The organism is Hafnia alvei, assembly GCF_900095695.1.
In the GTDB taxonomy this organism is placed as follows: Bacteria; Pseudomonadota; Gammaproteobacteria; order Enterobacterales; family Enterobacteriaceae; genus Hafnia; species Hafnia alvei_B.
The window spans coordinates 1-15,773 of record NZ_FMIQ01000088.1; the positions used below are offsets into that span (position 1 = coordinate 1).

Consider the following 15,773-nt stretch of genomic DNA (forward strand, 5'->3'; position numbering starts at 1 on the left):
CTGCACCGCTAACAACGATGGGTTGCGCGTGGAAACAGTGACTGCGGCACTTCCTGGTACCGACGCCAGATAGTCAGGTAGCTGCTTTGCATTATCAATTGCCAGCAACCAGGGACCGTAGTTCTGAAATTCCGTTAACTGAGGATGGATATACAGCGAGTGAAGTTTGTCCTCATGTTTTTCTTTAAATGCCAGAAAGTCTGCTTCCGGCTGTGTACCGGCTTCAAACAGCAGACAGATATTTTCGTCTGAACAATACGGTAACGCTGCAACCAGTTCTGTGCTGTCCATCGTTATGCTCCCTGCACTATCGCATCGTTGGCCTGAATGGCTTTAAGAAGGCATGGAATACAAATTTTATTTTCAATTGGCGGGAACAGTGCAGGCATTTCAACAGGCTGATTTGCGGGTGTCAGCTTGAGGGTGCGTTTGATATTACGGGTGTAGGTGTACGGCGTACCGTACTCAATCCCACCCGCCTCAATCTTCACGTAGCTACCACCACCAATCAACGTCACCTTCTTTTTACCAGCAAACAGAATGTCGCTCATGCTGCTGATGCTGAGTTTCTGTGCAGCACTCATATGCAAAGCACCGTTCTGCGCCTGCACCTGTACCGGCCCCTGGTCGGAGATAAGGCTCAGTTTGCCGTTGTGCGCAAACAATCCGAGGGTCTGCCCTGCCAACAGTGCTGTATTTCCCAGCGAACCGGTGCTGATATCTCCACCGGCATTGATACCAATATTGTCAGTCGCGGTCAGTTGCAGGTGTTCATCACTGGTAAAGGCCATGCCTTCAGGGGCGGTGAAATGAATGGCCTCGTTCAGCGGTTTCAGTCGTTCATTGAACATCGCTATCTGACTGGCCACATCGGCCTCCAGCGCCAGGGCCTGTCGTTCTGCATCCGCGAGCAGGGCCAGCCGTTGACGACCTATATCAATTTCTCTCAGGGCCTCATCCATGCTCAGCACATCGCCTTCGGCTTTGCTCTGGCCCGTGGCCGTGACCAGCAGCCCTTTTGCCACGCGGATAACACCGAACTCATCGGTGCGCAGCTCAAACCCGGTACCGCGGGGGGCATTCTTCGCATCTACTACGTGGCCTTGGTTCAGCGCAGTGGCACCAAACGGGGTACTCAGCGCAATATGCTCTGCCTGTCGCTGGTCTTCCATTCGCAGTTCATTACGCCCGGCCGTTCGCAGGATGTTCTGGCTGCGGTTATCCCGGGTGACTACATCCGCATGCTCTGAGTCATGAAAGGCATGGGCAATGTACGGTCTGTCCGGGTCGCCACCGTCAAAGGCAATGCCCACTTCGGTGCCGTCAATCAGCGGCGTGTGCCAACCGTAGGTTTCACCGGAATACGGTTTCGCCTGACGTATCCATAGGTAGCTGTAACCCGGCTCGGCCTCTTCACGGCTGAAATCCAGTTTCACCCGGTAGCGACCCTGGTTATCCAGATGTGCATACGGAGCATTCCTCTCTTCACTCTCCACGCGGGCCATCAGCGTCCCGGCAATCATCGGGCGTGGGGCGGCTTTCGGCCTGAAGCAGAACTGCTCACTGTAGGGCATGCCCCACACAGATACATGCAGGCGGGTGTCGCGGGCGGCACGGAAGGTCGTGAGAGTGATAACCATCCCCTCTTTCAGCTCCGGCACGCCACTGTCCGCGGTCTCCAACACCATGCCCGGCGTCAGGTGGCTGGCGTTGCTAAACAGATGCAGGCGAACGGCGCGGTTGAGTGCATATTCATGGTGAAGCCGGGCGTAAAATGCCCCGCTTTCGGTCTCTGGCTCACAAGTGGTGTCATCACCGGCTTTGCGGTAAGGTACCGCGTAATGGTAGTGTTCGCCGGTAGTTGCCGCCTCATTTCTGACGCTTGTGCGCGCATCCATTGGCGTAGTGGCCGTACGGTAGTTGTAGTCACGGGTGGCCACACTGCCGGTGACCGTGTTATGCCAGACTCGCGCATCCCACGCGGCTTCAGCCGCGCCGTCATACAGCGCTGACGGCTCCCGGTACGGAAGCTGCACATCAAACTCATATTGCAGTTGGCTGTCGGCAAAGGTCAACGTATCCAGCCCGGTAGTGGTGTTGACTCCGGTGCGAAACCAGATCCCGTCTTCGGCAAGAATACGCTGGATAAACTGTAAGTCGGTTTCCCGCCACTGGGTGATAAGCTCGCGCGCCGGGTACGTCCGCGCCAGACGAAACTCAAAGTCTGAGCCCTCCAGCCCGTGGGTTCGTAATATCTGTTCCACCAGTTCCGGCACGGAGACATTCTGGTACACCGCGCAGCGCCGGCTGTGGGACAGCAGCTCAAGGCGGGAGGTGAGCGTCACCGCAAAGTGCGTCTGGTCAGCGGTCTGATTCAGGCACTCAACGCCTGTAATGATACCCTGCACCACGCGCCCTGAACGCATCGACAGGGTGGCGTATTTCAGCATTGCATCCTTCCGGGTGATGCCTTTCTGTGGCGTGGTGAATTCAATCCGCCATCTAAACGGGGCATTCAGCGCTTCGCGCCCGTGGAAGTTCAGCACATCCGGCTTTAGGATGCTGTCATTAATCTCGAGTCGATAGCGGGCCTGCCCGTCAAACAGCGCCAGCCAGTTATCCTGTAGGGTATCCATGGTTTACTCCTTTACTGGCACCAGAGTCAGCCCGGTACTGTTCAGTTGGATGGTGCGCGGCATTTCCGGGTCAAGGTCATCCCGGCTCAGTACCAGTCGCCAGGTGTTGTTACGGATATCCGGGCGATTGAACAGCCCCACCACTGCCACATATTTCGCGTCCTCGTCCATCGGCATATTGAGGGCCACGCTGCCATTGGGCATCACCAACAGCGACTTGCTGGCCACCATGTCTTCTTTGAGGGTGTTATCCGCATCACGCAGCAGTTTCTGGTAGTCAGCGGCGTCCACTTTCTGCCGGTCTTTGAGCTGGTAGATCTGCACCATGGTGGCGAGTGGAGTCTGGTTTTCATCAGCATTGGCGGCGGCACGTGGTTCGAAATCGAGGTGCAGCACCTTAATTTTTTTATAGAAAATAGCTTTGGTCATGCTAGCGGTGCCGTCCGTCACCGACTGAGTCAGACCGCAGCCGGTCAGGAGAGCAGTGAGCAGCATCAGGGACGTGCAACGTTGCAGGGAAGCGAATGTCATTCGTAGGTCCTTTTCAGACTTCACAACAGAATTGTTTGGGGCAGGGCGTTGTTCATCAGCTAAACCGGTAGTCACCGGATTGTGCCGCAGGAAGAGCGCTGCAAGTCAGTCCTTCATAGGTGCCCAGACTGACCGTCAGGTGGGCGCGTTTCGCCGGCTTAGCGCGTTTGAGACCAAGCACCCCAGTACGCCCGAGTTGCACCCCACGGCTCTTGCCCAGACGTGGCTCAGGCAAGGAAGCGACGGGGACCGTGAGACGCACTCTGACATCAGAGCGATAACCCATGTACACCCGTAGCAGCACCATCAGGTCAGTGTGCAACTGCCCACCGGGCAGCCAGCCCTGTGCCTCTTCCGGATTGTCGGTCGTGAGCATCAGCAGGATACGGCTGCAGGCCTCTTTTCCCGTTTTCCCGAGGGTGGCGCGTTGTGACAGCGATATCCGGTTGCCCTTGCCGAGTCCGCTGCGCTGCGCGATGGGGATTTTTACCGGGTCCGGGCTGATAACTGCAGTACGGGTCTTCGGAGCCAGCAGGCTCACCAATTGGCAAATGCCTTCGGCATTACGGGTCGGCAGACGCATAGTCCCGAGCAATGCCAGAAAGCGGGAAACCGGTGTAGCCACCTGCTCTGCGGTGCCCGGAATACCGAGGCCAACCAGACCCAGTAGGCACTGCGAAGTCTTATCCTTCCCACCCGCTTCAAACGTCGCAGGGTAGGCGTACTTACGCCATATGCGGTAGTACTGGGTATGGATGCGGTGGCTGAAGATATCGAGGAACGCGGTGGTAGCTTCATGCCCTTCCCGGCGCTGAGCGATATCATCAAGGTACACCGTCGGCAGCGGCGAATCCACACCATACATTCCGAGAAAGGTGGTACGCACTGTCGGCGACAGTTCCGGGTAATCTTCATCGGTTTCGACAACCTTGAGCTCACTGGCCGGGAAGCCCATCCCGGGCCAGGGGCGAAAACGAACCGGATCATCGCTGATTTTATCGGTACTGCCAAGTGGTGGCGCACCCGGATTTTCCTGTTCAAGTAGCTGGCAGAAACGGTAAAAATTCACCCGCCAGATATCTTTGCGAAACCGCTCTATCAGCCCGGAATGTGTTGGCTGTGATTCTCTTTCCATCGCAGTCGTTTCCCTGTCGGTTGCAGTACCAGCGTCAGTTGGTTGAAGAGGTGCACGTCGGCATAGAGTGCAAAGAAGCGGTGCAGCATTTCACCAAACAGGGTGACATCCCCAATACCTGCAAAATTATCAGCATTAAGAGTGATTTCAATGTCCACCCCGCGCAGCATAAAGCCCTTCTCAAAGCGACGAATAAGCGTATGCTTCACGGCGACAATCGCCTCCAGACGCCGACGGTTCATCTCGTCATCGGTCCAGTCATACAGCGCCAGTGTTCCACGCAGCACCTCCGGATTATCCATCATGCTTAAGAAACTGGAACCCAGATGGCTCATGACCCGCCAGTGGAAACGGTCATTGGCCGGTGGATAAAGCGGAAGCGTCGGGACCTTCAGGTTCATCACCCTCACCGGCACCTTGCCGGCTTTCACAACTCGGTCAAGCAGCGTGCTTTCGAGCGACCGACGCGGTAGCTGACCGTTGGTGCCGGTAATACGGATAGAGAGTGACTCCGGGGCTCGGGACAACTGCTCTTGCTCGAAGGACTTACCGCCGAGGATGAGCCAGGTATCATAAAGACCCGAAGGACCGCGCTTCACGCGGGTGTGGAAGTAACGTTCCGGCGCATCAAAACGCATCATGCCACCACGGTGACGGAAACTGGTGAACGGGACATACGGATGTTTGCCGTTTTTCACCGCCCCGTGGATGTCGTCCACACTGTAGATTTCGGTATGCCCGTCCTGCACGCGCATCGGACGCAACAGATATTCGTTCTGCAGCGGGTCCGGCGTCAGCGGGTCGGCTTCCAGTGGGAACAGGTTTATTACCGGCGCGCAGTGCAGACGGAAATTCTCAGTCTCAAATGGCAGGTCTGATGGCCAGCCATCATCCAGCACGATTTCGGTTTCAAACCAAGTATTTTTAGCACTGAGCCCAGCCAGCTCCAGACCCCGGAGCTCCACAAACATGAATTTCTGGCGGAAGCTAAAATACTCCAGCAGCAGCTGATAACCGCTGAATGCAGTATCGCCTTTGGGCCACAGGCGGTCAGTATCGTCGAAGCCCATCGGTTTACACCAGCCGTCAAAGCGTGCCCGTTCAGTGCGTGTCTCACTGTGGCGGACATACATGGCATGGACCCGTCGGGTGAGAGCAAGGTGCAGCGCCGAGGCCACTGGGCTGTCAGCATCGAGATAGATAGATACTTTATCGATACCGGCTTTGGACCAGTCCACTTTATCCGGGCATTCGAAACGCAGACGAATGGCTGCACGGCCATCGGGTTCTGTCTGTAGGCGGCCGTCGGCCAGATACAGGGGCTGTAGCGGCACTTTACGGGTGGTACGGTACTGACAGACCGTGCGCTCCGGCCCGATCGGGCGGGACAGCACGGAGAAGCCTTCTTCCAGCATCTCCATTTTGCGCAGCTGCTGCCAGTCTGGGCTGAAGGCCACCACGGAGAGCGAAGGGATGGTGCGCATGTAATGCGGCCACAGCAAACTGACCAGCCCTTCCGTCAGTTCTGGCAGGTCATCATCAAGCTTTTCACGCAAACGCCCCATCAGGAAGGCAAAACCTTCAAATAGACGCTCCACGTACGGGTCACGCGCGCCGGTTTTATCCAGATTGAGCATGGCCGCCCGGTCCGGGTGGGCACGAGCAAATTCTTTGCCGGCTTCGCGTAAATAGCGCATCTCGGCTTCGTAATAACGCAGGGTTAAATCATCCATGTATGGACATCCTGAGTGGAAAAATCATCAAAAGAAAGACGTCATCAAGAAGACAATCGTTAACTGAAACGCAGTGGCTACCGGGGATTTACCCGCACAGCACCATCGCACGGGCCGGATCGAGCGTAATCAGCCCGGCCAGCAAGTTGTCCATTTCGGGGGTGAGCCGGGCTTTGTCACTTTCACTGCGCCCGGCTTTCAGCCGAAGTAACCGGAGTCTGCGGGCCTGCACGTCAAACAGCAGCTTGGGCTCCCAGTCACTGAGGGACACCTGCGGTGCACTGGCGGTGAGTTCGCCAAGCAGGTGCAGGGCAAGCTCGTTGCGGCCGTATTGTTCTGCCACCCGCGCCATGAGTAAGCGGAGTAACCAGCGGCTTCGTGGTGAGTCCATGCTCGGACGACTTTGAAGCCAGCCTAGCGCCGCTTCGGGGCCATCGCTGTCCCCCTTTTCCATGGCCTCCGCTTCCAGCGCAAATATGTCATCGGTTTGAGCACCCTGTAAGGCGGCAGGCTCTTCGGTGAACCCGTGCATGTCGTTATTGACCTTTTCCGCTATCCAGCTAAGCGTCACCTCATCGGCAAGCGGCGTTCCATCATTCCAAGTGAGGGTTTCAAGTCCCGGCAGTCGTTTCAGCAGCAGTTTCAGGTCGCTAAGGATATAGTCGGCCCAAAGCTCCCAGGGGCTACCTGCACGACTCAGTCCCTGCCATAGATACCACTGCAAATCGAGCCAGAAGCGGTTGCCGCCTTCGGTGAACATCATATCCACCTGCTCCACCAGCTCAGTCCAACTTTGCTGCAGATACAGGCGTTTCAACTGGGCACGGTAGTCCCCTTTAGGTGGCAGCAGACGGGTTCGGCCGCTGGCATCAAGTGCCGGCAACTGAGTCACCAAATCCCAGCGGGCGGCTTTCATTATTCGGTGGGCTGCAAGCCAGCCCTGCGGCTGCTCCACCACCCAGCTAGACAGAACGCGCAACTGGCGTACCAGCTCAACTTCCGATTTGACGGCGGTAGTGGCAGGCACGGCATTACCGGTAGATGCTGTGTGTCCGGCATCATTCATCTCTTCTTGATGTGAGGCGGCCACCGGCGTATCGAGCCCGCCGTGACCTGCCAGCCGGGTTTCAAGGGTGCGCAACAGGCCGGCAAACGAGGGCTGAACGTTGTCTGCCAAATTCACGAGTTCATCTTCCAACAGGCACAGCGTGGCGGCCGTTCTGGCGGTATCTTCGCGCGTCACATCTGGCCAGCGTGAGAACACGTCCAGCACTTTGTCACTGTTCAGCCATTCCAGTGCAGTCAGTCGAGCATTGCTGCGCTGTGGATGGACGTGCCGACCTGCCTGCTTGAGTATGGCAGTAAGCAATTGGAGCCCCTCGGCAAACCCACTGTCCCCGTCGCGTTGCAGACGAGCAAAGGTATACCAGGCCGCCACCCTGATATCACGGGCATGATGGGTGACAACCTGTTCGGCAAGACGGCAAAGCATGTCGGTATCGGTGCCGGAGAGTTTATTGATTTCCTCACGCATCAGCTGGAAATCATCCTCATAACTCGGATCGTCTCCTGCCTCGTTTCCCGTCGTCAGCGGAGGGAGCCAGGCATCCCACCGAGACAGGTCGCCCCGGATCTGCGTGAGCAACGCGGTACGCTGTGGCTCATCCGGGAGACACAATGTCAGTAAAGTCTCTGCAGTGGCCATTTAGTTGACGTCTCCTGTTGACGATGCGTGGGTTGCGTCGAAGATATTCTGTGGCAAGGTGAAGCCCTGCAGTTTGAGCAGTGCCAGTGGCCCGTCACTGAGCTCACTTCGCATAATAAATTTCAGCGGATTACCGTCCGGGGTTTTCCACACCAGTTGTGTTCGGCTACTGTCAAGCGGCGTGATGACCGCCTTACCCAGCAGCCGAATAAAGCCCCAGTTCCCCTGATTATTAGCGTACAACTGCATTTCGCTACGGGTTGTGCGCCAGCTTAGATCCACGCCGGGATAGTAAGTGTTGCCCGGCCAGATAAAGCTCTGCCAGCTTTCCATCTGGTTGAAGTAATCCAGTTTCTGGCCATCCAGCGTCAGTTGCATCCGCGCCACATCCCGCGACGGTCGCGCCATCAGTTCAAAGTGAACGCCAGCATCCCCTTGGGCAAAGACGATATCGGCAATGTCTGCCAGTTGGTTGATGGCAGACAGGAACGCCGGGCTAACGGCCATCCCCTGGCTAGCGGCAGGATCGACCACCCAGTGATTGCCCTCCTGATGCAGAATGCCGCCAAGATTGGTTTTGATAAATGCAGCAATGCGCCCGGAATCTCCGCGCAGGAATTGAGACAGCAATGGCAGCGATGCATCGCTGCCGGTGGCTTTAAACGGATAACGTCCGGCAAAGGCGGTGTTCCACTGCGACACAATCGTGCTCTGCCAGCGGGCATTGAGGCTGCCCGCGGCTGGCGCCAGCACCTGACGCCAAGCCAAGTCGAGCGGCTGAACAAACAACGCCTGACCAAACCCGTTCCACTCCTGACCGAGACTTGCCGCCACCAGACTCCCGTAGTCCCGGGTATCGGTCAAATCGATTGCTTTACCCTGGAAAACGGTCTGCGCCAGCATCTGGGACATGGCCTGCGGATCGGGCGCACTCGTTACCTGCTGCAGCTTGAGACGCACCTGCGTCACACGTGCGAGCCAGGATTGGAAACTGAGATTCCCATTATTCCCGGTACCGTCCTTACCGGCCATCAGGCTAGTCAGAGGACCGAAGACCCCGTCCAGTGGTCCTCTGGGTCCCTGAGCCTGCTCAACAAACTGTTTTGCATGCTTTTCCCGACCAACCAGTTTTTTCGCTGAATCCACCAGAGAGTCGGCAAAGCGCTCACTTTTGGCCCCCGTCTGGCCCTGCCAGGCCAGCGTATTCATCAGCGCCACCAGAGGAGACTGACGGACATCGGCCAGCAGGTTCAACTGCGCAATCGCTTCAGAAAGCGACCCGGCTTCATGCCACTGAATGCTATTGGCCATGTTCAACCAGGCGTTACCAAAATCGGTGAAATAGCGTTCGGTCAGACGTTGTTTCAAAGCCTCCGGGGAGATATCACTGCCCGGCTGATGGGTTTTGTCGGTCAGTACCCAGTCGATTTCATCACGGCGAGTCTTTACCACCTCATCAATGGCATCCTGTACTTGCTCTTCCCAGGCCTGACGAGTAAACATTCCCGATACCACTTCTTCTGATGAAAACAGCGACGAGGCATCCGTATCGCCCGTCATGTCCACCAACGTCAGATCGGGCCAGTTTCGGGCAATACGTCCCAGCATCTCCTGATACAGCCCAGACTCGGCATTGCGCTGTCCAATCTGTTTAAGCAAGATTTGGCGAACGGTACCCACCAGTTCACGGCCTGGCGTGATTTTCCACTCCGGATGTGACGGCAGGTTACGGGCATAGAAGCCGAGCAGTTTGGGGGCCTGAGTTTGCCAGACTCCGTCCGATACATCACGGCGATGCGGCCAGACTTTCAGCATATTAGCGGCAAGCCAGTTTTCGTCGGCTTTATCAGGGTGGGCCAACATCAGATAGCCTTTCAACAGACCGTAGGTCTTCTGGGTGGCGGACGTACGCGCCTCACTTGCTGGTGGCAGTTGCACAAAAGCATTCAGTTGGCGCTGGAGCTCATCGGTCAGCGGGTCGCGTATCAGCAACTGGTTGTTGCGGGCATACAGTGGCCAGAGCATGCGGAGTGTCTCGCTATCCTGATTCAGACCAAAACGGGTGTACCACGGTGCGCCATGAGCTTCCCTGTCCTGCAGTCGGGCAATGGTCTGCTGCAGGGCCAGCTGATTACGCAGACGTTCAGGCAGCGGCTGCGTTGTGTCAGCAGCGATGCGCGCCGTGTCCTGGGCAAGCCAAATTTGCGTGCGGTTAACGGACAGCGACAGCAATGTCCCGGCTCCCCAGAGCAGCACGATACCCAGCAGAGTCATGTGCAAGATTTTCTGCCAATGGACGCCGATTTTTCGGGCATGCACCTGCGGGCTGTCCGTTTCCAGTGCCTGCCAGACCGGCGGTGACAGTCGCGCATGGGGGACCGTCGTTGCGCCCGACAGCACCGGGCTGAACATCACGCCACGCAGGTGATAAGGTGCCGGACCGGACATCAACATGTTGATTAACGAGAGCAGAGACTGCCTTAGACGACCACGCAGCGCATTAGAAAGGTTTAACAGCCAGTGATGTTGCGAGTCCTTAAGCAGAGCAGCCACGCCGGCCTCCTGCAACACTGAGGACAGTGCCGCCAGCGTGGAGCGGGTCTCTTCAGAGGTGACATTCGGGCCAAAAAGGGCGCCCGTTGGCGGAACCCCGTCACCATCATGCGTCCATGCACCTTCATGGACGACCCACAGCCAAACCGGCAGTTGCCAGCCCAGCAGGGCATCGGTTTTTTGACGCACACGGCCAAAGGTGTCTAGTCTGACTGTGTCTGGGAGCGCACCGGCATTTAACACCTGTACGACCCCGTCCAGTGGGCGCTGTGGGCGAACGGCTTTAAGCACCGACAGAAACTCGTCATCCGGCACGCTATCAGGCAGGCCTCCGTGGATCAGCACAATTCCGTCGCTCTCCTGCCAGTGATCGCGTTTCAGTCCTGGCACCACTTTTTCAATATCTTCATCACCGCCCTGAACCAGTAGCAGACGTACTTTTGCCTTCCAGCGACGACGATAGCGCAATTGCAAGTGTTCGATCAGGGCTTCGGCACTGAAACTTTTTTCTGCACGCTCTTTTTCGTCAACGAAGGTATTCGCGGCGTTACTTTCCAGGAGAGTGCCTGAAGATCCTTTGTTGAGCCCCCAGAACCGCCGTGCTCCTTTCCTTCCGGAAATAAAGAACAGGTGTTCCAGCCCCCAGAGAAGGGTCAACAGAATGACGCTGACGATTGCGCAAAGCGTCACTATCCACTCAATGGGATATGGGCCGAGACCAAACGTGCTGGCAATAAAATCGCCTCCGGTTGTCAGCGCGAAAACAATGATCACGGAGATAAAAATCAGCGCCAGAACAGCAAGTCCAAGCAAGGATTTTTGGTTTTTTTGGTGTTTTCATTTTTTTTGCTGCTCATTCCCTGATAACGCCCTTTTCTCGTTCTTCTGCCGTAATTGAAGTCAGCCAGATATCGTCACTTTCGGGATCCGGCTGCACAACAACCAGCTGTGCACCATGCTCCAAAACTTTGTCTGCCGCCAGCGCCACTGCGATCCACGGCGATGCCTGGCCAGCATACCCGAGCGTGGCGTCAATATTTTTGATTCCGTCTGTCAGGCTGAGTGTTAATTTATTGTCTTCACAGGATTGATTAAGACCGGGCCTGCCAGTGACGGCTTCGCCGGTTATCCAGATGCCCTTAATCTCGTCAGGGGATAACTCAGCCCAGCGAAGAGAGTGCGCCATGTTGTGAGTCAGTGTTTCCGGGCTGCTCTTTTGCGGGCGATGCAGCCTGACCGCATCCGGGTACTGGTGACTCTTTCGGTTACACAGCACCATTGCCGCTATGGCTTCCGCATCATTTTCCTGCGGTGAGGGCCGCAGTGTGAGCGTCAGAACAACCAGTGCGGAGGGTTTGTCCCAGCGATGGTCCAGCCAGTAATCCAGCGCATTCATGCCCTGCCCCGGTATCTGGCGTAGCGCCCTTCCGGATTTCTCTGTGACCAGTTGCAGCAGTCCGGCTTCTTTCTCCACCGAAAGGTCTGCATCGCACTCGAACATCAGCCAGCACGGCAGTTTCTCAGGCAGGCGGGCCAGTGTTTTATTTATGCGAAGTGCTGCTTTTTCAACGGCTTTTGTCAGGGCCTGTGGATCGGAATCAAAATCCGTTATCCGGGCGTGCCTGACGGGCTCCCCACCGGCTCGCGGTTTGGCCGTTTTCAGGAGCGGTGTGCTGGATGCCATTGCCGCACTCAGACTTCCCGTTCCCCGCCCAGCCGGGCTCTGTACCCAGGTATCAAGAACCCAGGCAAAGCGCCTGCCGCGTGAGATTTCGGTCTCTTCAAGATCATCACATTCGTGGTTCCAGCCGGCTTCCCCATTGAGCTCGAGGCGGTACCCGATATGCCGAAAAACAGCCAGAATGCCCCACAGGCAAAAAGGCAGACCCAGCGCCGTAAACCAGAATGAAATCCCGCGCCGCTCTCCGGTCCACTGCCACAGGGTCAGCACCACACCTGCCAGCATGATGACAACCAGAAAAATCACCCAACGTATCGTCACCGGACGTGAAATACCGTCGACGTTACCAGGAACTTCATCCAGATAAATCGGCATTATCAGCCAACCTTTGCCGCAGAAAACGAACTGATGAGCGTACACCCGCAGCCACATTTATGGCCTTCAAAAGCCACAGGGAGACCGTCTTCATCCAGATAGTTGGGATTGCCCTCTACAATGGTCGTATTACCATGGTTCGGACAGGAGACTTTGTCCCCTTTACGGGCAACACCAATGCCGCCAAATTTCATGGTGGCTGAGGCAGTTAATACTGAACCACCGTGGGTCGTTTTATCCCCTTTACGAATAATCTTTAACATTTCCGTTCCAATTTTTACTCAGCGATTAATTTTCACAACCTCACGCAGATAATACCCACTGCGTCTTAACCCATGGTCATTTAAGATCGAAATCATCTGATTTGACCCAATACACCTTACTCTTCCCGCTGGCTGGTTTGTAATTAATCTTATAAAAGGAGCCATCCTCAGACATATCAACAAGTGAGAAAGCATTCCCTTTAATTAGATACGCTTTCGTTTTTTTTGATTCATCAGGAGCGGAATATAAAAATGCTTTATCAACAGAGATGCCACCATTTAATGGCTTTCTATTTTTATAATCGTCACCTCCAGTCATTAACTCCTCATAATCTTTAACGCCATTTTTGTAGTGTATTCTTTTTACTTGCTGGCAATCGGCACAAGAATCTGTAAAAAGCAATGACCACTCATCATCAGAGGAAACCCGATAAACATCATTGAACCAAACACCCTGGTCCCTTCTGGAGCTAATTACGCGCCCATCATTTCCCGTTATATTACAGAGTTTCCCATCCGCGCCCGCAGACGGAGTGTTTTCTATACTGTCATTATTCACCTTAAAAACCACTGAGCATTTATTGACATCGCTCTCACTACTCAGATATAGATATTTAGAATTATTCAAAAGGTTCACGGAAACATTCGAGTAACCTTTAGATACAAAATCCTTCGCAGCTTCAGTCAATGTCAGTCCATCGTATGTTGTAGGCACTCTTCCTGCTGAGTTAGCAAACACACTGAAAGTTGAAAAGCTCAGCAAAGCTATCAAGCTTAATTTATTTATTGTCATCATTTTAAGCCCCAGCAAGGAGGTATACCATCCCCTTTATGAATAACCTTTAGCATTCCACCTAACATCAAATTTATTACTTTCAGATCATAAATTAATTGTAAAGATTTAGGTCACTACAGGTAACATTACCATCAAGTGATTTGTTTTTAGAGTTGATATACCTGATTGAACAAATGCTATTATCAATTGTCAGTAGTGTAATTTTATCGCCTTGAATTAAATATGACTTCAGCTTTTCGCCTGATGGCAAACGCAAATATGCTTTGGGTGATTTAATGTTAAATGGCAAGTATTTCTTTACGTTATCACTCATTTCATCTGGGGAGGCTTTGTCTATAATTGAATTGCCATTTACTTTCTTTATCTCTTCGAATATTACATTCACCCCGACTGCATCATTAAATACCACCCATGCATTGTTTGAATATACTTCGCAGGCGTCACCATCATTATTACAAGAAATTATTTTGTAAGAGCCATCACTCAAATCCTTACTTGTCTCATATAATTTATACACATACTGGCTTTTGCTTTGAAACATCATAATCGGAAGATATTTAAGCTTCCCTTTAGTGAGATATGAAGTGTCAATGGCATCGTTTTTTTCAATGATATTGTTAACAATTTCATCTCCTTCATCACCAGAAAATGAAAGGTGCTCAACTCCTTTTAAGTCTAACCCACAATGCCCTTCTTTAGAAGCAACTCCATTATTACCACTTTTGAAATCAATATATATACATTTAATGCCCGGTTCTCGTTTATCAGAATCTATTATGGAATATACAGAATAAGAATTTAAAGAATTGCTATCATGGACAACTGAAGGTAATCCACCAAAATAATCAAAATAATAAGATGAGTTACCTTCATCTCTTTCTTCAAACTTTATTGATATTGCGCCATCACTCGATTTTATTACTTGAGTATCTTTGTCATAAGACAGACTAGGAGCCATATCAGCGGCGACACTTCCTCCCCCTGAAAAAATAAGCGCCAGGAGAGAGGATGTTGCTATTATTATTTTTTTCATATTAGAATCCTTTTTGCGCTGTTGACGTTTTTTCTAGAATGTTTTCAAATCGCTTCGCATATGACGCTATCAAAGCAGCTTGATCTTGTCCATTTATGACATAACGAGCGCCTGAATAGTTAACACCACTTTCACTAATGTAATTTCCTAAGGCCTTACCACTGAAGTGCCCTTCTTCCATTCCCCATATCATAATAGGAACTGCATATTTGAAATCACCAGCAAGGTCAGGAGATCCAACAAAATTAACACCAAATTTATCTTGTGCTTTTTTATAGTTGTTTTTCCATGTTAGATGAACACAACCACGCCCTCGATATTTAAAGCCATCCCCTTGAACTGTATTACCATTCAGTACAGCTCGATCTTTTCTCTTTTGTGTATCGGCTAACACCGGGTCGTATTTATTGAAGTAGCTCACCCCACCAATTTCTGGTTTTTCACTGAAGAACTCAGCTGTTGTATAGTGATATGTCTCATGTCTTGCCGTGGCAAGCATATAGGATAGTTTATATAGGTTAGGCTCATATTCCTGAGTAGAGGAGTAAAATGCATTAATATTAACCAACAGCTTGCGCAAATTTTGTTCTGATACAGAAGTTAAAGCTGCAGTCCCAGATGCAAATGAGACATGCTCCTTTTCATACAATGCAATGAAAGCATCAACATTTATTAAATCTGGAGACTGACCCAAACACCCTAAAAATTCTACCGGATGCATATGCCATAAAGACGAACCCAGTTTTAATTTACTGGCATCCTGTATCCACACCATCTTATCAAGATAGTCTTCACAGTATTCTCTCCACTCGGGTGCATCGCTCGTCAGTTTGTTTAAAAAAGACTGCCAAATCGGCGTTTCTTTTTTGTGATACCACTCACTGGGGTGTTTCACGATCATCTTATTCTTCACGTCGCGATAAGATGGATTATGAATGGCACTCAAGTATTCTTGGGGTGAATAGGGGCTGACACTACTGTCAATCCGGTTCAATAAGCGCTGATAGTTATACGGAACGACACGATGGGTTAAGCGCGTATCAAGAAGGGATGCATGTAAAATCCTGTCAAGAATACTGCGAACCAGACCCTCAGGTGAGGTTGTAGCATCAAGGTGATCAAAGCTCGGTGCCTCGTCCACTGTGGTGGTAAATCCCAGCTTTTCGAGATCGTATTGCGACAGTGTTTCAGCGGATTTGTTGCTTTTCGGCACGTAACCGTTCGCATACGGTAAAAACCAATATTCCTGCTTCTCTGTATCCTGCTCCGTTTTCACCTGGCTCAGTTTAAGGATTGCTTCGCCCTGCGTAACCCTGCCATTACTGACCATTG

General features: G+C 52.9%; 11 protein-coding genes and 1 pseudogene. All 12 read right to left on the minus strand.

Features of this window, described 5'->3' with window-relative positions; all coding sequences use genetic code 11:
• Window positions 1-291 (minus strand): DUF4123 domain-containing protein (locus BN1044_RS22975; protein WP_139130999.1); only part of this gene is annotated, 291 nt, incomplete at its 3' end.
• A 2-nt stretch (window positions 292-293) separates the two neighbouring features.
• The gene (locus tag BN1044_RS22980) at window positions 294-2,636 is read right to left on the minus strand and encodes a type VI secretion system Vgr family protein (RefSeq protein WP_072310634.1); all 2,343 of its coding nucleotides are present in this window, start codon (window positions 2,634-2,636) and stop codon (window positions 294-296) included.
• A gap of 3 nt (window positions 2,637-2,639) precedes the next feature.
• A complete protein-coding gene (gene tssJ, locus BN1044_RS22985; protein WP_072310635.1) occupies window positions 2,640-3,167 on the minus strand; it encodes a type VI secretion system lipoprotein TssJ in 528 nt (175 codons plus the stop codon).
• 55 nt (window positions 3,168-3,222) lie between these two features.
• Window positions 3,223-4,302, minus strand: coding sequence for a type VI secretion system baseplate subunit TssG (tssG, locus tag BN1044_RS22990; protein ID WP_072310636.1), 1,080 nt, complete (start codon window positions 4,300-4,302; stop codon window positions 3,223-3,225).
• Window positions 4,266-6,035, minus strand: a complete 1,770-nt coding sequence (gene tssF / locus BN1044_RS22995; protein ID WP_072310637.1) for a type VI secretion system baseplate subunit TssF — start codon at window positions 6,033-6,035, stop codon at window positions 4,266-4,268. Before tssF ends, tssG begins: the two co-directional genes overlap by 37 nt.
• Window positions 6,036-6,123: 88 nt before the next feature.
• Window positions 6,124-7,740, minus strand: coding sequence for a type VI secretion system protein TssA (gene tssA, locus BN1044_RS23000; RefSeq protein ID WP_072310638.1), 1,617 nt, complete (start codon window positions 7,738-7,740; stop codon window positions 6,124-6,126).
• On the minus strand, window positions 7,741-11,088 hold the full coding sequence (locus BN1044_RS23005; RefSeq protein ID WP_438830568.1) for an ImcF-related family protein: 3,348 nt from the start codon (window positions 11,086-11,088) through the stop codon (window positions 7,741-7,743). It lies immediately after the preceding gene.
• Between the two features lie 58 nt (window positions 11,089-11,146).
• Window positions 11,147-12,349, minus strand: coding sequence for a hypothetical protein (locus BN1044_RS23010; RefSeq protein WP_072310640.1), 1,203 nt, complete (start codon window positions 12,347-12,349; stop codon window positions 11,147-11,149).
• A gap of 2 nt (window positions 12,350-12,351) precedes the next feature.
• Window positions 12,352-12,612 (minus strand): PAAR domain-containing protein, encoded by a 261-nt coding sequence (locus tag BN1044_RS23015; RefSeq protein WP_071432004.1) that lies wholly within the window; start codon window positions 12,610-12,612, stop codon window positions 12,352-12,354.
• Window positions 12,613-12,688: 76 nt separating this feature from the next.
• On the minus strand, window positions 12,689-13,408 hold the full coding sequence (locus BN1044_RS23020; protein ID WP_247650285.1) for a hypothetical protein: 720 nt from the start codon (window positions 13,406-13,408) through the stop codon (window positions 12,689-12,691).
• Between the two features lie 91 nt (window positions 13,409-13,499).
• Window positions 13,500-14,441, minus strand: a complete 942-nt coding sequence (locus tag BN1044_RS23025; RefSeq protein WP_247650284.1) for a hypothetical protein — start codon at window positions 14,439-14,441, stop codon at window positions 13,500-13,502.
• A gap of 1 nt (window position 14,442) precedes the next feature.
• Window positions 14,443-15,773, minus strand: a pseudogene (locus BN1044_RS23685) (hypothetical protein); the annotation flags it as partial.